Below are 19,685 nucleotides of genomic sequence, written 5' to 3'. Positions count from 1 at the left end.
TTATATTAGAAATCAACTTAAGCAAATCTGTTCTTATTCTCCATCTATTACGCTATTCAGGTTAATTGAAAACACCGGTGTGTCTTTTTTGTTGGGTTTGACGTTGTCCAGGATAGTGCGCAGCAGGTTGTAGGTTTTAGGTGCTTTCGTGCCTTTGCTCCAGTTGTAACCCGCCTCGTCCAGGAACGTTTGCTCTATGTCGTTCCACTTTGGCAGGAGTGCGTCCCAGTACGCGCTGGAGCCTGCCAGTTTATGCAGCTGGGACTTATCGCCGTTGAACACCTCCTGGAGCATGACCAGGCAGCGGTTAAAGTCGCCCGGATCTGACGGGTGGCTGACGCGCTTTTTGTTGTAACCGAGTAGTTTAAACCCCATGTATTCGCTGCTGTAACCTGTTCGGCCTGTTGCCAGCCAGTTTAAAAAACGCTGTTCTGTATTCATTATTTATCCTCAGGGTTGATCATTTTTGATTGCCTGAGTAGTCTATTTAAAGCCGCTAACCCGTTTAGCTGTAAAGTGTTTTACACCTAATTTAACCCCTCTCCCCCGCTAACATCAGCTCATATCATTAACCGTGAGTGAGCACGATGGCTGACAAAGCAACAACCAAAAACACTGAGTTTGACTGGTTCGAAATCTTTCGGGCTGGTACGCATACCGATTCATCCGGGCAGACCCAGGAATTTACTGAGGCTGACCTTAATTCTGTTGTTACCAACTTTACCCCCAAGACCAGCCCGCTGGTGATTGGCCACCCAGATATGAACGCCCCGGCATGGGGCTGGACCAGCGAACTGAAAGTAGAAAACGGTGCGCTGTTTGCCCGCGCCGAGGATGTGGCCGTTGAATTTGCAGAGGCGGTAGAAGGCAAACGCTATCCCAACCGCAGTGTACGCCTGGAAGGCAAAGCCGGTGACTACACACTCGGCCATATTGGCTACCTGGGTGGTAAACCTCCTGCTGTTGCTGGTATGCCGTGGCAGTTTAACGGCGATGAACCTGGCGTTGTTTTTGAGTTTGCGGCCAGTGATGCAGAGGAGCGCGCAGACGACGTTGCACTGCAGGCCGCCCGCACACTCACCAGCTTTATGGGCAATCTGCGCGAATGGTTTATAGAGCAGTACGGTGTAGAGACTGCTGACCGCGTTATGCCCAACTGGGACGCGGACTGGCTGAAACGCCAAACCGCCATTGCCGACCACGAAATAGACAAAGAACGCTATGGCGACCACCGCTTTAGCGCCCCCCCAACTAAAACAGAGGAAACCCAAGTGAGTGAACCGACTGATCAAGAGAAGGCATTGCAGGCCAAGCTGGACGCAGCCGAACAGCAAAATGCGAAACTGCAGTTTAACCAGCGAAAAATTGCAGCGCAGACATTTATTGACACAGAAGTTAACGGCGGCAAAGCGCCACGCGTTACCAGCACAGACGGCCTGGCCGATTTTATGGCAAACCTGGAGGCTGGAGGCGATGCAACATTTGAGTTCGCCGCAGCAGATGGCTCTGGCACTAGCACGGTTAAACCGGCTGCATTTTTCAAAAACTTTTTAAAGTCCCTGCCTGAGCAAAACGGGCTGACAAAAGACTTCAGCAAGCACGACGGCCAGGAAGGCGACGGCGAGCTGACTGCTGAGCAGCTGGCAAGTAAGGCGTTGGAGTTCCAAAAATCGCAGTCAGATAACGGTATTACCATCAGCATTAGCGCGGCAATGGCGCATGTAAAACAGGAGTCCAACAATGGCTAGACCAGGATTAATTAAAAACTACATTGCAGACGGCATGCTGGGCAAATACCGCATTGCAGCAGTTTCAACCGGTGCTGATTTTACCGCTACGCAGGCCACTGGGGTTAGCAGCCCTATCCTGGGCCTGACAGAGCTTGGTAGCGACAACGAAGTACACCGCGTAGATGTCACCATGACTCAAACAGGCGAAGTGACCTATGGCGGTGATGTGATGCCGGGCGACCCGCTGGTGTCGGATGCTGAGGGCCGTGGCATCAAACTCGATATGAGCTTGTACGCCGAAGACAACGAGATTTGGGTATTGGGCACTGCGCTTGAAAGTGGCAAGCTTGGCACGGTGGGCAGTGCAACCATCTCTCCCTATTTAATTGTGAAGTAAGGATCTGTTATGAGTAACGGTTTACCATTTACCCCCAACACCGAACAAACCGCCATTGCGATTGCGTATCGCAACCACAAAATGATTGCTGACGATGTGTGCCCTCGTGTGCCGGTTGGTGCCGCAAAATTTGAGTACAGCGTGTTTGACTTAGCTGAACGCTTAACCGTGCCGGATACACTGATTGGCCGTAAGTCTGAGCCTAATCAGGTTGAGTTTACAAAATCAGAACAAACAGCCAAGACAGAAGATCATGGCCTGTCGGATGTTGTGCCAAACAACGATATAAAACAGGCACCGCCACACTATGACCCATTAAACCACGCCACCGAAGGGGTTACCGACTTGGTGATGTTGGCCCGCGAACTGCGAGTAGCCAAGCTGTATACCGACCCAGCCAACTATGCCCACAACCATGACCTGAGCGGGGCAGATTTTAAATACCTGGACGACCCCAATAACGATGTACTGCAATTTTTGCAGGAGTTGATGGACGACATGTTGGTCGCGCCCAATACCATGGTGTTGCAGCGTAAAACGGCAACCAAGCTGCGCTCTAACAAGCATGTGATCAAGGCGTACAACGGTAGCCTGGGCGACAGTGGTTTGGTGCCTATGGCATTTATCCAGGACACCCTCGGGATAGACAAAATACATATCGGCGAGGCGATGGTAAACGGCGCTAAAAAAGGCGAAAACCCCAAGTTTGAACGTGCCTGGGGGAATGCCCTGTCACTGACCTACATTGACCCGCTAGCTAGCACCAAAAACAACCGCATGACTTTTGCTATGACGGCCCAATATGGTGAGCGCGTGTCGTCACGCCGTGATGTGTCTGCAGGCCTTGATGGTGGTATTGAGGTGCTGGTCGGGGAGCGCGTGCGTGAGCTGGCTATCGCTAAAGAATACGGCATGTTGCTGACGAACCTGTTTACGCCAGCCTAACCCTGTTGGGGCTTCGGCCCCGCTACTTATCCCACTATATATAGGAGGTCTTATGTTTGTAGACCCATCACATGTATTAAACAGCATTGGGGTTAATCGGCTGTTGGAATTTGCCAATGGGCGCTTTGCGCTTGGTTATGACGCGCAGCAAGTCACTGAGGGCGACTTAAACCAGGCACTGACGGGCACGCCTGAAACCGATTTACAAACCACAGTTGCCAACTGGTTTAAAACCGCTGCTGCCAATGTGGACAACACCATTTTTGGTTATGTAGTGCGTTTTAACCTAACCGTGGCTGAGATTGATAGCTCGCCCCTGCGTGGTATTGCTGCGGAGCTGATGCGTTATGAGTTGTGTAATAACGACACTGACGAGAGCATTTTGGCTCGTCGAAAAAATGCCATGCAGGAGCTGGGCAAAATCGAATCTGGCGTTATCCAGGTAAAAGTGCCACCGCCTGCATCGCGCGGACCTGTGCGCACTGCGGCACCCGCCAGCGAGTTTAACTGGCCAGCGTATTAATCATTAAGTGGGGAGTATAAATATGTTTAATTTTATTAATAAGCTATTCGGGCTGGGTAATAAAAAACGATATACACGGCGCCGTACACATAACCGCAGACGGCAAGTATTCGATACTCAGACAGATGCATGGGTGTATGTTTGTTCTCTGGACATGACACACGACGAATACGAAGCGCTGGAAGACTTTGGAAGTTCGATCAGTGATTCATCACCTGTGTTTGGAGACTCGGGCATATCCGTTTTTGAACCGGACACTTCATCGAGCATGAGTTCTGGTTACTCTGGCGGCTCTGACGGAGGCTCCTGGGGTGGATCATCCGATAGCTCCAGTTCGTCAAGCTCCGGCGGATGGGACTAACCCATGGCGGGCGTGTATATCAATATAACCGGCGATGGCATTGAGGCATTGCAGGTGATTGAGCAGCGCAGTAAAGCGCCCGACGACATGCTGGACGATATAGGCGCATTCCTGGATATGGATGTAACCGAGCGCTTTTTAGATGAGCTGGCACCGGATGGCACCCGTTGGCAACAGTCGGAGGCCGCGCGAACCGGTCAAGGGCGCGACCCGGAGGTACCCGGGTTAACACTGACGGATAAACGCAACCTGGCGGGATCTATCACCCACAATGTTGATAAAGGCGTACTGGAGCATGGTTTGGGCGAGGACTATGCGGCCATACACCAGTTTGGTGGTAAAGCTGGTCGTAACCACAGTGTGACCCTGCCCGCACGGCCCATCATAGGCATAGAGCAATACCAGGCCGGGGAAGTGTTAGACATCGTCAGCGACTGGCTGGTTTAAAGGAGCTTTAAATGCAGTTTAATTTTGATTTAAACCAGATTGAGGCCGCTTTAAAACGCGCCGGGTTCACAACCCATTATGCCGCCGATTTTAACGAGGCCCGCCGTAAACCTGTGCAACACACGCTGTTTTGTGTGCTGCCGCTCGATGAGGACTACGAACTGGCCAGCAGCATTAACGGCCAGGACGAGTACCAGGTAACTGAGATTTTTGCGGTGATGATCATTGTGCCTTGTCGTGCGGCGAACCGCAGTACAGATGCGGAGGTACGCAAAGCGCGTGAGCAGGTTAAACAGACACTGGGCGGGCTGACCATACCGCCCTACGAGCCCATAAAACTACACCGGGGCCGCATTGTGGAGTTTAACCCGGACACCAAAAACCTGATTTACCAGTGCCAATTCAGTGTAAGTGGGCTGGTAACTGTAAACACAAAGGTGATGTAAATGACAGACAAAAAACGGCAACCAAGTGCTAAGCAAACACCCCTAACCCCGGCAGCGATTGCCGCCCAGGTGCAGGCCGCACTGGCACAAAAACGACGTAACCGCAGCCAGGCCAAAGGCTGCCTGGTGCTCGACGGCGACAAACTATCGGAGGCTAAAGTATGAGCTGGCGATTTAAAGACAAAATACTGCTGGCCGCCAGTGCCGGTACCACGCTGCTGGGCAGCCATGCGGTGTATGCGTCTGATGTGGAGTTTAGCATCGAGACCGAAACCGAGGCCGACGAACTGGAACGCGCGCACTCGGGGGCAACCCTGGAAATATACTACGGCCAGCATGTATCCATTAATTTTAAAACCCCGTTGGCTGTGAGTGGCACACCAGGCAATGCCCCGGCCATCGGCCCGCTGCTGCTGGCCTGTGGCCTGGTGCAGGTATCGACCTCTACCGCAGTGACGTACACCAAAGGCGAGGCTACGGCCGCTAAATGCCTACTGCGGTTTGGTAATAACACCCATGAGATTGACCAGATGATGGGCAACATGAGCATTAGCCTGGAAAAAGGCCGCCCCATGATTAACTGGCAGTTTAAAGGGCTGTTTAGCCCACCGGTTGCATCGAGCGCGCCGCCAGAGGCCAACTGGTCAAACTGGGCTAAACCCAGCACCCTGGGCGCGACCAATAGCAGTGCGTTTAAACTGGACGGTGCCAGCCGCACGCTACATAAACTGACGGTTGATCTTGGTAATAACGTGATATTTGACCGGGCGATTAACCATGACGAGATCATGATCACCGGCCACGAGAGCACGGCTAATTTTACGGTATCCGCCGAAACCCTGGCACTGTTTAACCCGTTTAACGCGGTGGGAAATATCCAGACCTTTGAGTTTAACCACGGTAGCAGCGCAGGTTCCCGGGTAACCATTTTGGGCCGCTACCAGATGCCGGTACCAAAATACACCAACCTGGATAGCGAACTGACCGGCTACGAGTTTGACGGCAAACTGGTGCCCTCAAACGCGGGCTATGACGAACTAACGTTAGTATTTGAGTGATCTGATTATGAAATTGAAACTGCTAGAACAATTGAAAAATGCACAAATCGACATGCCCCTGGATTTTGAGTTTGGCGGGCTAGCCTTTAAATTCACCGCCCAGATAAAACTGATCACCCAGTCAGAAATCGACGAGATCACCAGTGGCAACCTGTCTGATGCTGATGTAGTACGTAAATTGCTGGTTGGCTGGACAGGCTTTACTTATGAGGGCGAAGACGCGCCCTACTCCGAGGGCGCAAAAGAGGAAATGCTGGCCTATGGTGCGCTGGCAGCTCGTTTATCGTCGGCCAGCATACAGGCGCAATACGCCGTACAGGAAAAAAACTAATTGATGTTGCCAGGTGGTTTGTGGGGGACCTGGCAACAACAACCAGCCAGACGGTAGCCGATGACCTGGCGCATTTTGGTGCGCCGGCTGAGCCACCCAAAGCGCAAACCGATTTAACTGTACTGCCCGATAACTGGGTGGCCGCTACTGCCCTCACCACTGCCGGTAGCCAGTGGCAGTTTTGTAAAGGCGGCGTAGAGGTAGCACTGGACTACGCCCGCGCCGACATTGCCTGGCGCTACGCTGGCCTGACACTCACCCCCACCGATTTTACCAAGCTCCAGCTGCTGGAGCGCACAGTTGTAGGACTGTTAAGGCGACCCGATGAAATCAAAACTGAAACTGGCGCTGCGCTTACATTACGACGGTAAGGCGGTAACCGACGGCACTAAAAAAAATATTGCGGATCTACAACGGATCCCTAAAGCGCTTGAGGCGCAACGTGGAGCTAATACCCGCCTATCTGAGGCGGTTGGCCAGGCGACTGCTGGCCAGACGGTTGCTATAGAGGCCATGCAACGGGGCAGCCAGGTTGCCATGCAGCAAAGCCTGGTTGCGCAAGGCGTTATTGCGGCTAATCGTGATGTGGCAACTACTGCCACGCAATCGGCAGCCAGCCAGGAAAAAGCAGCTAACAAGGCCAAGGCCCAAACTACCGCAGCGGCCAATCAGGCTGAGGTGGTACAGCAGGTAGCCACAAGCCAAAAGAGCGCTGCCGCTGCGCAAGGCCAAACCGGCCAGGCCATTAAAAAAACCACCGACGAAACACGCAAACAAACCAACGCCAACCAGAAAGTTGCCCAGTCGGACAACCTGGTTGCCATTGCGGCCAAGCGCCGTGCGGCCAGCCAGCAACAGGCAGCTCGCGTGCAGGAACTGCAGCGCAGCGCTACGCGCCGCCTGGTTGCAGCAAACCAGCAGTTAAGTGCCTCGCAGGCCAAAGTTGCCGCCTCTCATTCAGGTGCAACCCGACAGGTGTCTGCGTTAAATACCGGGTACTCTCATCTGGCCATTACCCTGTCGGGGTTGGTGGGGTTAGGGACTGGCGCGATGTTTGTGCGTGATACGGGCGCAGCGCAGTTACTGGATACGCGTCTGCAGGGGCTGACTGACACGGCGCAGGGTTACAATGCTGTGCAGCACTATCTGTTTAATGCAGCGGATCGGCTCAATACGCAGTACACCACCCTGGCCGATAGCTACAGCAAAATTCTCAACCTGCAGCAGGCCGGTGTGGTTACGCAGCGTGAGGGTGTGTCTATCCTGGAGGGGATGGCCAACGCGGCGGCTAAAACCGGTGCCAGCAATGTGCAGCTGGAGCAGTCGCTGTTTGGTATGACCCAGGGGATGACGGCGGGCGTTTTGCGCGCCGAGGAACTAAACCAGGTGACTGAACCCCTGCCCGGTCTATTGCAACGCCTGGATAAAGCGGCGGGTGTAGCTGCCGGAGGATTCCGGCAGATGGTAAACGATGGCCGGGTAACCAGCCAGATGTTTAAAAAATACCTGATCACGGCGCTGGAGGACTACGCCGGAGCTGCTGAGGCGACTGAGGGTAAAATCAACGCCTCGTTTGCTGAGATGAGCAACGAGTATCAACGGCTGATCCGCCATTACGAGCAGCCGGTTAATTTTGCAGTAACCGGCGTTGTTGACCTGCTGCGCGATGGCATGCGTGAGCTGCGCGAAAACGCGGAGCTGGTAGACGGGCTAACAACTGCAGCAACGGGGTTGACGATTGTGTTGGGTGGTCATCTGGCAGCGGGTGCCGCCCGTGCCACGACCGCCTTTACGGCTCAGGTGGTTGCTAAACAACGTGCGTTAAGTGCCGATCTGGCGCTGGCAAAACAAAATCAGGCGTCTGCGGCCATTGAGCATCAGCGCTCGCTCCAGGCTAAAACCTATGCCGCGCATACACTCAACGTGGCCCGTACAGAGCAAATGCGCACCGCTGCCGTTGCCCGCCTGGCGGCTGCCAACCAGCGGGCCCTGGTAACACAGCAGGCACTGACCGCAGCCACCGCAAACTATACGGTTGCTGCTCGCAGCGCATCGGTTGCCGCTCGCGGCTTGAGCGCTGTAATGGGTGTGTTTGGTGGTCCGGTTGGCCTGGCGGTTACTGCGGGTTTAGGTGTGGCCTACTTTGCAATGCAGAGCGACAATGCGGCCCAAAGTAGCAAAACGCTCAAAACCAACCTGCTAAACCTCGCCGGGGCGTATGACTCGGTTAATAACATGACAGCTCGCAATGACATAGAGAGAGCGGGCAAACGGGCAGCTAACTATACGAAACTTATCGACCGCGCCTATACCAAACTCAAGCGCCTGCAGACGCTCCGGGATAATGCGGGCTCTGATCGCTCTAAATTTGTTTACCGTCAGCAGATTGAGCAAACTCAAAAGTACATTAATGAGCAGTCAAAGCTTCGCGACGAGCAGCTAAAGCTGGCAGCTGCAACCGCCAACACCAACAAAAACCTGGCGCAAAGCCCCTGGCAAACGGTCATCGAGGAGGCGCAACAAGCCGCAGCCGCCCTGCCCCAGAATATCCAGCAGCTGCAAACCAGCCTGCTGGATGAAGAAGGACGGCTGCAGGCCAGTTACGAAAAGCGCCGGGCAATGGTGATCACCGCCCGGGACAACGACCAGGCAAACAAAGCCAAATATAACGCCCTGCTGGCGCAGCTCGACGCTAAACACGCTGAGGATGTAAAGGCGATCACCACCCGGCGCGAAGCCGAGAAAACCCGCATACAGAATCAGGCGGAGGAAAAGCGGCGCAACGACCTGCGCACCGAACTGGAGAACCGCATAGCCCAGATGCGCGGGTTTAGTGGCCGCGAGGCACTGGCCGCCTACAACAATGAGCTGGCCGTGGAGCAAGCACGCCAGCAAGCCCGGGTGGATGCCAAACGCCGTGGCCAGCTTGGTCTGGCCGCCAATGATGAAATTGGCGAGCTAAAGCATAACACTGACAACGAGATTAGGGAGATTGAGCGCCAGCAGGAGCTACTGGCCGCGCAAGGTTTCCATAGCCAGCGAGAGGCGAACGAAGCGGCGCACCAGGAGCGTTTAATGCAGATCCGAACTCGCCATACCGGCGCGTTGCAATCGACAATCCTGGCATTCGCGAATTTTGAGAAACAAACACAGGCCGAAAAAGCCAATGCCGTTGTTGGCCTGGGTGCCAACATGTTTAAACAGCTGGCTGGACAAAGTAAAACCGCGTTTAAAGCTTACAAGGCGTTTGCTATATCGCAGGCATTGATCAACACCTATCAGGCAGCAACCGGCGCTTATACAGCTTTGGCACCTATCCCTATCGTGGGCCCTGCACTGGGTGTGGCTGCAGCCGCCGCTGCTGTGTTATCTGGCCTGCAGCAGGTTAGACAGATAAAGGCTCAACAACCGGCAGGTATTGCGCATGGTGGTCTGGACTATGTGCCCAACGAGAGCACCTATCTGCTACAGCGTGGTGAGCGCGTCCTGTCACCTAAACAAAACATAGAGATCAGCGCCATGGCCCGCCACTATAACGCAGGTGGCCAAAGTGGTGGCCAGGGCAATATCAGTTTTGCCATTACCAATCAGATCACCGTCCAGGCCGCGCAAAATGACGCTAAAGGCGAACTGGTTGCCCAAAACATTGCCAGCCGCATTGAGGCTGTTGTGATAGCCAATGTCCGTTCCAATGGCAGTATTATTCGGGCGATTAAAGCGGCCTAGCGTAGCTTGCGAGCCCGCGCCAGGTCAATAACAACACCTGGTGCCTTTTCTGGTGGTGTGTAGTCTTTATCCTCAACCGGATAGCCCGTTGCGTCCAGGGCCAGATACACACCGTCATCACACCACACACCAACATAATGCCCCTTTAGGTCTACCCAGCCACTTAGCCCGGTCTTATCGCCGGTGATGCCTGTCACATCGTGCATTGTTACACGCTCAAAATGATATGCACGCAGCTCACTGGTAAACCCTCGAAACGCTAGATAGTGTTCCTGGTCATCCAGATCACTACACCGAACACGACCCCGATTGACGCATTTTGTGTTGCGCAGCAGCCCTCCTGTCGTGAGCAGGATGTGACCATAGTTGTGTTTGTAGCGGATGACTGGCATGTGGATACGGATACTGTTTAAATATACAGCTATGGTATCAGGATACATGCGTTAGAGCTAACATCATTAGAATGTCATGAACAATGGAATAGCAATTTATTTGGGAGATCAACGGATAAATAATTGATATGATTGCGCTAGTTAGATAGAAGGAAATTCTATGATTAATTTTGAACAATTTTTAGTTTTACTAGCCACACTGCTGTTTTGGAATACTTTAGGTATGGCGATCACTGTTGTCTGTCGATTTGCTGAAAAGGCACCTACATTCTACTCTGATGCCAAAGCCTCATTGGAAAAAATGGCGGAGTTCTACTCAAACACCCTAGCCTCCTTTAAAGGAAAAAAAACTATTTTAGTTATAGTTTCAATCCTAGTTATGTCTGCAAGTTGGATTTTTTTCGTTTTCTTTGATAGATACGATTACAGCCCTAATACAACGGGTTTGAAAGATTGGGTCGATGTTGCAGTTTATTTTAACAACATACTCTCACCACTTTTTCTCTTGCTTACCATCATTTTGCTTTTGATGACCTGGAGCACTAACAGGAAGGAGCTTAAGGCTATGACTGAGTTCCAGGATAGGCAGTTGCTGCATAGTCAGGTTGCGGACTTTTGTGCAGATTCACTTACTCACTATGAAAGGCTTGCTAGTGGTGTATCAATCAAAACGCTTAGGCAAAGTGTTGATGATTTCAATCTAGTCAGTAAAAAAGATAGTATTTTGATATACGTAGGAGGCTTAACAAGCGAACAAGAAAAAACCCAAAAAAGCCTCTTGGAAGTTATTACAAAGTTTGAAAGTGACAAGTTTGCCCACCCAATAATCGTAACTCTTTACTTTGCCTGTTACTGCAAGCGTCAATCCGTGGTGCCAAAGGAAGTCGATAGTTTGTACTTTTTCATCTGCTATTGCATATTGAAGGAACATCAAATTTTCAAACAAGTACTACCGGACGTTAAGTATCTCAAACTTTTGTGTGAGTCAGCAAAAAAATACGATGAGAAATACTTGGATATATACAATATAGTGTCGTTTAAGTTGGGCTCAGACTACTTAATATTTATCTTTATCTGTGTTCTTTTGAAGAAAGCGATCCTAGCCAAAAAGAATTGCTTGAGTTTTTAAAAAGTGTTTTCAGGTACAACAATGTGGAAATAGGTGACTTAGAAAGCTATATCGTGTCGAAACTGTGATGTAAAACGTTTTACACCTAAAACCCAGCTCCATAATTTTTACACTCGCTCCCACAGTAACCGACGAGCGATGAAAAACTATGGAGCAATTGCCCCTACCAAAGCCCCCAAAATCCTGCGTATTCCGGCTGGTACCTAACAGCCAGGTGCATGTCAGCAAAGCCAATAATGCCAGTGAGGTTTACGACCTGGAAGGCGCGTACTGGGAATTTGAACTCGAACTAACCAACGTCCGTGAGGGTGATGCGCTCGCCCTCGATGCGTTCCTGGCTAAACTCCGTGGCCAGGTGGGCAAGTTTGCCCTGCACGATTATCGCCGCCCGCAAACTAATCTAACCGCCGCCGGATTTGTCAATGGCAGCAACCAGGATGGCAATGTACTCAACGTACGTGGGATGCCTGTTAACCAAACCTATGCCCCTGCCGGAAGCCGTATCCAGATTGGACTGGGCGAGACTGCTGAACTCAAAGTGCTGACCGAGGATGTAGTGGTTAACAGCCACGGCCATGCACAGCTGGTATTTGAGTCCCCTGTCCGCTCTATTCCTGGTGATTCCTCGCCTGTTTATTTTAACAAGCCCTATGGCGTGTTCCGCCTGGCCGATAACAAGCAAGGGCTCGCCGAGGCCCAGTTAAAAGATGGCCTGGTCACATCATGGAAAATCAAGGGCCGGGAGGCTTTCTAGCATGGAGGCGCTTAATTTAAGCCTGGTTCAGGACCTGGCAAACGGCCGTCCCCGCTATTTTGTGCGAATGGCTTTTGAAAGCGGTGAATTGCTGTTGCACACGGGTGTGGGCGAGCGTCGGTTCCTTGAACGCACTTGGCATGGTCTCGGGATGCTGGGCCAGGTGGGTGAGCTGCCCGCCAGCGACAAAAACAACAGTGCGCGTATCAGCCTGACATTACACACCCAAAGCGACACCGTGCTGGCCGAAGTGGCAGTCAACGACCCGATTGGCGTGGGGGTTGAGATTTACCTGGTCACGGTGGATGCGCATTACCGTGTCTCCCAATACCAAATGCTTGAAAGCGGCTACATCGTAAGCTGCGATGTTGAGCGCGGCAGTGTCAGCAAGGTGCAGTTGCAGGTGGCTGGTGAGGCTGAGCGCTGGAAACAGGCCCGGCTCAACCAGCGTTGGAATGACGCCACCCAAAAGGCCCTGCACCCAGAGGACGAGTTTTTCAGTGAAATTGTTGCTGCGACCGCGACATACCTACCAGACACCCAACCGGGAAAATACATAGGACCAGATGATTTTGAATATGAACCTTGATTTGCAGGACTACCTGGACCAATGCGCTGAGCGCGATTTTGCCTGGGGAGAGTTTGATTGCTGTTTGTTTGTGGCCAACTGGATATTGCGCCGCACGGGTATAGACCTGGCACGCGATTTCAAAGGCCATTACAAAACCGAGCTGGGCGCTAAGCGGCGTTTAAAAGCTCTTGGCTTTGATGGCATTGAAAGTGTGTTTAAAGCCCGTTTAAAGCCTGTTTTATCTAGCTACGCGCGCCGGGGCGATTTGGCCCTGGTGAATTACGGCGGCCAGCTGGTAGGCGGTATTGTTGGGCTCAACTGTGTGTACTGTGTAACACAAAACGGTACCACAGCGCTTGACCTATCAATGGTCCACAGCTGCTACAGTCTGGAGAGTGCGAATGTCTAAAGTGGTAGATGTAGTTGTTGACCCAATATTGGACCTCGGCGAGAAAATCTGGGACGAAACCGTTGGTGTTCTGCTGGACAAGTTAGATCCCGATCTCCCTCAGGAAGACATGGCCACGCTGGCCAAGGGTCTGCAAAAAGGCATTGACCAGCCACGCCGTATTACGTTCGGCCGCGACCGGGTTGGTGGTGTTATCGCGCACCAGGCAACGGTCGAACGCGATGAAAAAAAATGGGTGCAGCTAATTGTGCTCATTAACGGTGCTCCCATTGATACCCTCGAAGACATCTACATTGCTAACAAGCCGCTAAGCGATTACCCCGCAGACAGCTATAACTACTCCCTGAGTGATGGACGCCATGCAACGGCCAATAGCATGGCCGTGTCTAAGATGGCAGGCTGGACCAGCAAACACGTTGGTTTCGGTCAGGCTCACGTTTTCATTGAGCTGGAAAACAACCGGGAGGTGTTTCCGGACGGCATAAGTGATTGCGAGTTTCTCATTCGTGGTATACGCGTATGGGACCCGCGTGACAGTGGTCAGAACCCGGATGATGAAAGCACCTGGGCGTGGTCACAAAACGCGGTGCTGTGTGCCCTGCACTATGTACGGTTTTATGGTGCGCATCAGGTACCAATGCATACGATACCACTCAATTGGTGGATAGCCGCCGCGAACGTAGCGGACGAGGATACCGAGTACACCAATACTGATGGGAACACTGCAACAGAGCCGCGCTATACCTGCAATGGTACATTTCAATTTACAAGCCGCCCGAGCGAGGTGCTGAGCCAGCTGGAGCGCACGTTTGCCGGTAAAATATTCCGCCAAATGGGCCAGTGGTTTGTGCGCGTAGGTGCCTGGTATGGCAACCCCACTTATACCATCGGCCCTGATGATGTGATGGGCAATGTTAAAATCAAATGGCATGCGGATCTGCGCGACCGTGCTAACACGGTACGCGCTCAGTTTGTTGACCCAAACCAGCACTATGAGCGTACCGATGCGCCGCCCGTTGTGGCTGAGGGGTATGTTGCCAGAGATAATCAGCCGTTAGAGGCGTCAATCAGCCTGCCTTTTGTCCGTAGCGTAACGACCGCGCAGCGCCTGGCTAAAATCCATCTTGAGCAAACCCGCCTTGGGGTGATAGAGCTGCCGCTGCGCCACACTGCCCTGCGTGCAGCCGTTGGCCGAACAATATATGTAGATTTGCCCCGTGAGCACATCAGCAAAAAAATATACCGTGTTGTTGACCGCAAGTTCCGACTGACCGGTGGTATTACCCTGGTATGTATCGAGGATGGGCCCCTGTTGTGGGCGGACGACCTGGTACCCGGCGCGGTAGATATCACGCCTAACAGTGATTATGTGACTGGTAAGCCGGGGCCTGTTTTTGATGTCCGGGTTGAGGTGGACGGTGACGGCAATGGCGTAATTAAATGGGGCCACGCTACGCCCCTCGCAGTACATGAGTACGATGTTATTTTTTATGACGGTGATAACAGAGTTTATCGGGACGCTGTGACCTACACCCAGATCACCATCCCAAAACTAGCGCTCGGTACCTATACTGTACGGGTGTATGCCCGCAACATATTTGGCCAGCGCTCTACCTCTGTGGCTACACAGTTTAGTGTGCTGCAGCCAATCGCCCCGCTGGTGAGCGTTGAGGTGGATTATAACCAGGTAACGCTGACTGCTGCTCTCCCTGCTGTTGGTATAGGTACACAGTTCCAGTGGGAGTTTTTAGGCTCTGCCGAGAGCCCGGCCAGTGGCCAGCGGGTGTTTGCGCAGGTGTATAACCGCATCGGATTGCAACCAATCACCACCTATTTGTTTAGAGTGCGCTCAGTTAATCACCTGGGTAACAGTGACTGGGTTAATGTCAGTGCAACTACAACCACCGTTGACCTGACAGAGTTTATTAATGAGATACCGCTAAATAAACTCAGCCAGGAGGCGCAGGACCTGATAGCAGACATTAACCAACAGGTTGATAGGCTGCGCCCGGAGACCGATAACAACCTGCCCTCACTGGTGGCCAAAAACATAGACCAAATTCAGGTGCTGCAGGACGTTACCGCAATACTGGATGACTCTTTGGCCAATGGGCTGCCCAATCAAGTGCGCCTGGCCAACATCAAACTGGATGAGACAGCACTGGCGCTCACAGACATGCAGCGCGCGGTGTTTGACGTAACGGGTAACTATACGTCTTTCCGGCAGGAGTATGAGCGCCGGACACTGGCCAACGAGCGCCTGATAGACGCGATTGTGTACGTGGACCCGGACAATGGCACCATTGTTAACCGAGCCTATCAGTATACCGACAGCCAGTTTACCCTGGCCCAGGCGCATATTAATGGTGTTGATGCCCGGGTATCTTTTGAGGCACGGCGAATAACGCAAACACAGGACCAACTGACAGAGGCCACTGCACAGATAATGGTGCAGGCGGGGCTAATCAATCAGCGTGCTACTTACACAGAGGTAGATGCGCAAATTGCCGGAGCCATAGCAGCGTTAACCCCGGCCTACAGCTGGCAGTTTAACACCAGTGCTGAGGGGTTTACTGGCCATAGCAGCTATAACGCTCAGGGCTATCTGGTTTGTAGCACTAGCCTGTCCAGCCCGAGTATCGAGTACAGCGCCAACCAAAATCCGGTGTTCAGACTGCGTGTACGTAAGCATGCAAACGGCAGCTGGGTTGGCCGTGTCCATTTTGGCGGGGCGCAGCCTATCCCGTTGCCGGAGCCAACCAGTACCGACTGGGAGGTGGTCCAGGTAGATGCAACTGGCACAGCTGGGTATGTCGGTACCATAACGGGGCTGACCTTTGAGCTGGGTGCCTGTGATGTGGATTACATTGAGGTAGGTAAACGTGGTGCCAATGACCTTGCCCTGCGAGACGTAACGGCACGCACCACCACCATTGAGCAGGAGCTGGACGCCGGAACCGGCCGCATGGCCCAGTATGCAACCACGGCCTGGACCAGTGCCCAGGGCTACCAGACACAGAGCAATGTACAGGCTGCACTGGACTCATTTAACACCACGTATGGCATTAGTGCGGTGCTGCAGGCGCTGGACGACAACGATGTAATAGTAAAGGCCAATGCTGCTCAATCCTGGATAGACGGGGCCAACGCCACGATTAAAAACCAGGTCACACAACTACTCAATGAGGACGGTGGCGTTAACCAAAAACTGGCAACGGCTGAGCAGCAGCTGGATGCCATTGCCGGTGAGATAAGCCAAACCGTAACGCAAGTGCAAGGCCTGCAGCTTGACCTGGCAGATAAAACCCTCAATGAGGTGCTGAGCGAATACAACACCCTGCTACGCAACAACGAGCTGGCAGAGCTGGGGGTGACTCTGGCCCATGCTAACAGCAAGCTGAGCGCTGTAACCGACGAGGTGAGCGCGGTTGCAGAGCAAACCACGCAGCTCATTGCCATGCAAAATCAAAGTGCTGCGGGGGTAACAGCCCTGGGCCGCGCCTACGCCAATGAGCGCCAGGCAAGTGCTGAGCGTGAGCAGCGCTTACGGGCTGAGATAACCACCGAGAGCGGTAAAGCTGTAGCGCAGGCGATTGACTTTACCCGAGCTGTAACCGGCTACTGTGTTGATGCAGACGGCAACCCGGTAGACGAGCAGGTTGCTGTAGCCTGTGAGGCCGCTGGTCACACCTGGATAAATGGCCCGGTGGTTGAGCGCAGCATGATGCTGGCCACTGCCATGGTGGACGCCCGAGGCTATCAAACCAGCAACCAGGTGGCCACAGCCATTAATACATTTAATGGTGAGTATGGCATTACCGCTGCCCTGCAGACGCTGACCGACAACAATACCCTGGCAAAGGCCAACCATGCGTCAAGCTGGATTGCGGCCGCTGATGGTTACATCCGCGACCAAATTACCATCTATAACGCTGCCGACGGTGGCATTAATGACCAGTTTGCCCACGTTGACCAAACCCTGGACGCCATTGCCGGTGAGATAAGCCGTAACGTTGTACAAATCCAAGGCATGCAGCTGGCTGATCAGGCACAGAGCCTTAACGATGTAATAGCTGCCTATAACCAGCTGATGCAGGGTAATGACCTGGCACTGCATGACATAAAACTGGCACTGGCCCAGGATAAACTCTCGGCAGTGACCGACGAGCTAACATCGACGGCCAGTTATACCCTGGAGCTGGGTGCCCTGCACCACCAAAGCCAGGCGTACATTACCACCCTGGCCAGCGCCTTTGCCAATGAGGTGCGTGCGAGTGTGACACGTGACGAGCGCTTTGCGGCTTTTGTGGGTGATACACAGGCCGCATTTAGTGATGTGACTGAGGCTTTTGCCGAGGTCGATGCGGCAAACATTATACGAGACCAGGCATTTAGCGCCTTTGCTGCCAATACCGAGGCGGCATTTAAGGCAGTGACAGAGACACTGGCGAGCCAGGAACAGGCACTGGCCAGGCAGCGTACTGATCTGGTTGCCAAAATCGAACAAGACGATACCGCCACACTGGCCAGTGCGATCACCTATACCCGGGCAGCAGTTGGCTACTGTATTGATGGAGCTGGCAACATCACCAATGAGACGGATGCCGTACAGTGCGTAACGGATGGTCATAGCTGGGTAGACGGCCCGTTGGCTGAGTACATCCGCAATCTGGCGATCACTAATGAGGTTGGCCAGGCTGTCAGTATTGCCGACATTCGCCAAGCCTTTGAGACTCAGGGTGGCCAACTGATAGCGCGTGGCGGTTGGGTGATCAACAACCAGGGCCGCATAGTCTCTATTGCCGGTTATAACGATGGTGACGTGGGCAGTATTGACCTGTCTGCAGATGTTATCCGCCAGGGGGTGATGATTGGTGATACCTTTGTACCCACCTCATACGTGGATAATACAGACCCGGACAACCCGGTGCATGTATTCCGTGGACGGCTGGAGTTAGGCGACTATACGGTCAATTCTGTTGATGATATTCGGGCGCAGGACGGTGAGCGTGGACCGCAGGGGATCCCCGGAGAGCCTGGTGCCGATGGTAAAACGACCTATACCTGGATCAAATATGCAGAGGGGCCGACAGGTATTGGGATGAGCGACTATCCCAACGGGCGTGATTATATAGGGCTTGCTTACAACAAGCTTACGCCTTTGGAGTCGTCAAACCCGTCTGATTACACCTGGTCAAAAATCCGAGGTGAACGAGGAGCAACCGGGCAAAATGGCACTGATGGTGTGCCCGGTGAGCCAGGTGCCGATGGTAAAACAACGTACACCTGGATTGCGTATTCGGACTATGCTGATGGGCGCAATATGTATCAGGTGTCCAATGAGGATACCGCGTACATTGGTATAGCGGTCAATAAGACTACTGCTACAGAGTCTGACAACCCGGCTGACTACACCTGGTCACGGGTTCGCGGATACGATGGTCAAGATGGTCAACAGGGCCCAGCAGGTTCTAGAGGGGCTGGGCAATTTACGGTTGGTACTGAATCTGGTGTTTGGTCAGATGCCGTAGCCAATAGCGTATGCACCGGTGGTTCACCCGTTCAAAATGACGTTGTAACTATTTACAAAGTGTCTGCGCCCAAAACCCAAACCACAAAGTACTGGTCAGGCAGTAATTGGTTGGCATTTGCGCTCCACATACATGGTAGTGCTCTAATAGATGGGACAGTCATTGCGGACGCAATTGTTGCCGCAACGGGCACCATAGACAGCATCACAGCGGTATCTGGCAACGTTAAAATCAACAATAGCGGCATAGAGGCACGCCAAATATATTCCTACGCCCAGTTTGTAACAACACCTGGCCAAACCGCTGCAGACAACCCTGCTGCTGTAAGGATCAACGCTAACAGCGGCAATGTGGGTAATCTATTTATCTATAACAGCAACAGCTCAGGCTATGGTGCAACAATTTACACCAATGGCACATATGCGTTATATGCCAGTCGAGGTCTGATAGGCCCATTTACTGGTGGGCATGATGGATTGGTTGACAAATCAGTTCACCTGGAGCCTGGCGACCTGGTCCGGGACATTGACCTGGTCAATATTGCCGATCTGTCTAATGCCATCTGCACCATGGGCCCTACCACAAAAGCAAATGACAGAGCGGTACGCGGCGTGTTTATCACGCGGACTGCATTAACTAATCGTGTGGCTGCCCTTCGCGGATTTCGCGGGTTTGAGCGGTTTGTACAGTACCGCAGCACTCATGATTTGATCTCATTTAACGCCCTGGGCGAGGGCGTGCTCAACGTATGTGGCCAAGGAGGCGACATCGAGACTGGCGATTACCTCTGCAGCAGTGCGATACCAGGTAAAGCAATGCGCCAGGCCGACCAAGACTTCGAGCGCCCTTACACCATCGCACAGGCGCGCCACCCTATCACATTCACACATCCTGACCAGGTCAAACAGGCTGCGGTCATCTATCTACGAGGATAA

At 52.9% G+C, this 19,685-nt stretch carries 19 protein-coding genes; 17 read left to right on the top strand and 2 right to left on the bottom strand.

All coding sequences use genetic code 11. The features are described 5' to 3' along the window. Positions 1 to 33: 33 nt before the first annotated feature. The gene (locus ELR70_RS14735; RefSeq protein ID WP_054015109.1) at positions 34 to 441 is read right to left on the bottom strand and encodes a hypothetical protein; all 408 of its coding nucleotides are present in this window, start codon (positions 439 to 441) and stop codon (positions 34 to 36) included. 146 nt (positions 442 to 587) lie between these two features. Here ELR70_RS14735 and ELR70_RS14730 point away from each other — a divergent pair, with 146 nt between their 5' ends. Genes ELR70_RS14730 through ELR70_RS14680 form a run of 12 tightly spaced genes read left to right on the top strand, consistent with a single transcriptional unit; the run spans position 588 to position 9,964 of the window. Further along, positions 588 to 1,748, top strand: coding sequence for a hypothetical protein (locus ELR70_RS14730; RefSeq protein ID WP_054015110.1), 1,161 nt, complete (start codon positions 588 to 590; stop codon positions 1,746 to 1,748). Next, complete coding sequence (locus ELR70_RS14725; protein WP_054015111.1) at positions 1,741 to 2,127, top strand: hypothetical protein; 387 nt, start codon at positions 1,741 to 1,743, stop codon at positions 2,125 to 2,127. The genes ELR70_RS14730 and ELR70_RS14725 overlap by 8 nt, the downstream gene beginning before the upstream one ends. 9 nt (positions 2,128 to 2,136) lie before the next feature. Further along, on the top strand, positions 2,137 to 3,072 hold the full coding sequence (locus ELR70_RS14720; protein ID WP_054015112.1) for a hypothetical protein: 936 nt from the start codon (positions 2,137 to 2,139) through the stop codon (positions 3,070 to 3,072). Positions 3,073 to 3,124: 52 nt separating this feature from the next. Then, a complete protein-coding gene (locus tag ELR70_RS14715; protein ID WP_054015113.1) occupies positions 3,125 to 3,595 on the top strand; it encodes a phage protein Gp36 family protein in 471 nt (156 codons plus the stop codon). A gap of 22 nt (positions 3,596 to 3,617) precedes the next feature. Next, the gene (locus ELR70_RS14710; RefSeq protein ID WP_128064614.1) at positions 3,618 to 3,956 is read left to right on the top strand and encodes a hypothetical protein; all 339 of its coding nucleotides are present in this window, start codon (positions 3,618 to 3,620) and stop codon (positions 3,954 to 3,956) included. 3 nt (positions 3,957 to 3,959) lie between these two features. Beyond that, a complete protein-coding gene (locus ELR70_RS14705) occupies positions 3,960 to 4,403 on the top strand; it encodes a phage virion morphogenesis protein (RefSeq protein WP_054015114.1) in 444 nt (147 codons plus the stop codon). Between the two features lie 11 nt (positions 4,404 to 4,414). After that, the gene (locus tag ELR70_RS14700; protein ID WP_054015115.1) at positions 4,415 to 4,849 is read left to right on the top strand and encodes a hypothetical protein; all 435 of its coding nucleotides are present in this window, start codon (positions 4,415 to 4,417) and stop codon (positions 4,847 to 4,849) included. Continuing rightward, positions 4,850 to 5,014: a hypothetical protein gene (locus ELR70_RS24895; protein WP_160317364.1), complete on the top strand. Its 165-nt coding sequence runs from the start codon at positions 4,850 to 4,852 to the stop codon at positions 5,012 to 5,014. It begins immediately after the preceding gene. Beyond that, entirely contained in the window at positions 5,011 to 5,907 is an 897-nt protein-coding gene (locus ELR70_RS14695; RefSeq protein ID WP_054015116.1) for a hypothetical protein, read from the top strand. Before ELR70_RS24895 ends, ELR70_RS14695 begins: the two co-directional genes overlap by 4 nt. 7 nt (positions 5,908 to 5,914) lie before the next feature. Further along, a complete protein-coding gene (locus tag ELR70_RS14690; RefSeq protein WP_054015117.1) occupies positions 5,915 to 6,238 on the top strand; it encodes a hypothetical protein in 324 nt (107 codons plus the stop codon). 20 nt (positions 6,239 to 6,258) lie between these two features. Next, on the top strand, positions 6,259 to 6,609 hold the full coding sequence (locus ELR70_RS14685; RefSeq protein ID WP_054015118.1) for a DUF1799 domain-containing protein: 351 nt from the start codon (positions 6,259 to 6,261) through the stop codon (positions 6,607 to 6,609). Then, positions 6,563 to 9,964: a tape measure protein gene (locus ELR70_RS14680; protein WP_235577081.1), complete on the top strand. Its 3,402-nt coding sequence runs from the start codon at positions 6,563 to 6,565 to the stop codon at positions 9,962 to 9,964. Before ELR70_RS14685 ends, ELR70_RS14680 begins: the two co-directional genes overlap by 47 nt. On the opposite strand, the gene ELR70_RS14675 is transcribed toward ELR70_RS14680, so the two are convergent. After that, positions 9,961 to 10,356 (bottom strand): hypothetical protein, encoded by a 396-nt coding sequence (locus ELR70_RS14675; protein ID WP_128064613.1) that lies wholly within the window; start codon positions 10,354 to 10,356, stop codon positions 9,961 to 9,963. The two genes, ELR70_RS14680 and ELR70_RS14675, sit on opposite strands and share 4 nt — an antisense overlap. Positions 10,357 to 10,516: 160 nt before the next feature. Between ELR70_RS14675 and ELR70_RS14670 the strand changes: the two genes are divergently transcribed. From ELR70_RS14670 to ELR70_RS14650, 5 genes are all read left to right on the top strand, one after another. Next, positions 10,517 to 11,485 (top strand): hypothetical protein, encoded by a 969-nt coding sequence (locus ELR70_RS14670; RefSeq protein WP_128064612.1) that lies wholly within the window; start codon positions 10,517 to 10,519, stop codon positions 11,483 to 11,485. Positions 11,486 to 11,633: 148 nt separating this feature from the next. Further along, positions 11,634 to 12,239, top strand: coding sequence for a hypothetical protein (locus ELR70_RS14665; RefSeq protein ID WP_054015121.1), 606 nt, complete (start codon positions 11,634 to 11,636; stop codon positions 12,237 to 12,239). Between the two features lies 1 nt (position 12,240). Continuing rightward, a complete protein-coding gene (locus tag ELR70_RS14660) occupies positions 12,241 to 12,828 on the top strand; it encodes a hypothetical protein (protein WP_054015122.1) in 588 nt (195 codons plus the stop codon). Further along, positions 12,818 to 13,219: a hypothetical protein gene (locus ELR70_RS14655; protein ID WP_054015123.1), complete on the top strand. Its 402-nt coding sequence runs from the start codon at positions 12,818 to 12,820 to the stop codon at positions 13,217 to 13,219. The genes ELR70_RS14660 and ELR70_RS14655 overlap by 11 nt, the downstream gene beginning before the upstream one ends. Then, positions 13,212 to 19,685 carry a collagen-like protein gene (locus tag ELR70_RS14650; protein ID WP_054015124.1) on the top strand — a complete coding sequence of 2,158 codons (6,474 nt, stop codon included), beginning with the start codon at positions 13,212 to 13,214 and terminating at the stop codon, positions 19,683 to 19,685. The genes ELR70_RS14655 and ELR70_RS14650 overlap by 8 nt, the downstream gene beginning before the upstream one ends.

The organism is Pseudoalteromonas sp. R3 (assembly GCF_004014715.1).
In the GTDB taxonomy this organism is placed as follows: Bacteria; Pseudomonadota; Gammaproteobacteria; order Enterobacterales; family Alteromonadaceae; genus Pseudoalteromonas.
The sequence above is the reverse complement of the archived record's forward strand: the minus strand, read 5'-3'. Positions and strand labels throughout refer to the sequence as shown.

What these genes read in the sequence shown, in the direction of transcription:
- ELR70_RS14735 (WP_054015109.1), bottom strand. Translation starts at nt 441, where the DNA reads ATGAATACAGAACAGCGTTTTTTAAACTGGCTGGCAACAGGCCGAACA.
- ELR70_RS14730 (WP_054015110.1), top strand. Translation starts at nt 588, where the DNA reads ATGGCTGACAAAGCAACAACCAAAAACACTGAGTTTGACTGGTTCGAA.
- ELR70_RS14725 (WP_054015111.1), top strand. Translation starts at nt 1,741, where the DNA reads ATGGCTAGACCAGGATTAATTAAAAACTACATTGCAGACGGCATGCTG.
- ELR70_RS14720 (WP_054015112.1), top strand. Translation starts at nt 2,137, where the DNA reads ATGAGTAACGGTTTACCATTTACCCCCAACACCGAACAAACCGCCATT.
- ELR70_RS14715 (WP_054015113.1), top strand. Translation starts at nt 3,125, where the DNA reads ATGTTTGTAGACCCATCACATGTATTAAACAGCATTGGGGTTAATCGG.
- ELR70_RS14710 (WP_128064614.1), top strand. Translation starts at nt 3,618, where the DNA reads ATGTTTAATTTTATTAATAAGCTATTCGGGCTGGGTAATAAAAAACGA.
- ELR70_RS14705 (WP_054015114.1), top strand. Translation starts at nt 3,960, where the DNA reads ATGGCGGGCGTGTATATCAATATAACCGGCGATGGCATTGAGGCATTG.
- ELR70_RS14700 (WP_054015115.1), top strand. Translation starts at nt 4,415, where the DNA reads ATGCAGTTTAATTTTGATTTAAACCAGATTGAGGCCGCTTTAAAACGC.
- ELR70_RS24895 (WP_160317364.1), top strand. Translation starts at nt 4,850, where the DNA reads ATGACAGACAAAAAACGGCAACCAAGTGCTAAGCAAACACCCCTAACC.
- ELR70_RS14695 (WP_054015116.1), top strand. Translation starts at nt 5,011, where the DNA reads ATGAGCTGGCGATTTAAAGACAAAATACTGCTGGCCGCCAGTGCCGGT.
- ELR70_RS14690 (WP_054015117.1), top strand. Translation starts at nt 5,915, where the DNA reads ATGAAATTGAAACTGCTAGAACAATTGAAAAATGCACAAATCGACATG.
- ELR70_RS14680 (WP_235577081.1), top strand. Translation starts at nt 6,563, where the DNA reads ATGAAATCAAAACTGAAACTGGCGCTGCGCTTACATTACGACGGTAAG.
- ELR70_RS14675 (WP_128064613.1), bottom strand. Translation starts at nt 10,356, where the DNA reads ATGCCAGTCATCCGCTACAAACACAACTATGGTCACATCCTGCTCACG.
- ELR70_RS14670 (WP_128064612.1), top strand. Translation starts at nt 10,517, where the DNA reads ATGATTAATTTTGAACAATTTTTAGTTTTACTAGCCACACTGCTGTTT.
- ELR70_RS14665 (WP_054015121.1), top strand. Translation starts at nt 11,634, where the DNA reads ATGGAGCAATTGCCCCTACCAAAGCCCCCAAAATCCTGCGTATTCCGG.
- ELR70_RS14660 (WP_054015122.1), top strand. Translation starts at nt 12,241, where the DNA reads ATGGAGGCGCTTAATTTAAGCCTGGTTCAGGACCTGGCAAACGGCCGT.
- ELR70_RS14655 (WP_054015123.1), top strand. Translation starts at nt 12,818, where the DNA reads ATGAACCTTGATTTGCAGGACTACCTGGACCAATGCGCTGAGCGCGAT.
- ELR70_RS14650 (WP_054015124.1), top strand. Translation starts at nt 13,212, where the DNA reads ATGTCTAAAGTGGTAGATGTAGTTGTTGACCCAATATTGGACCTCGGC.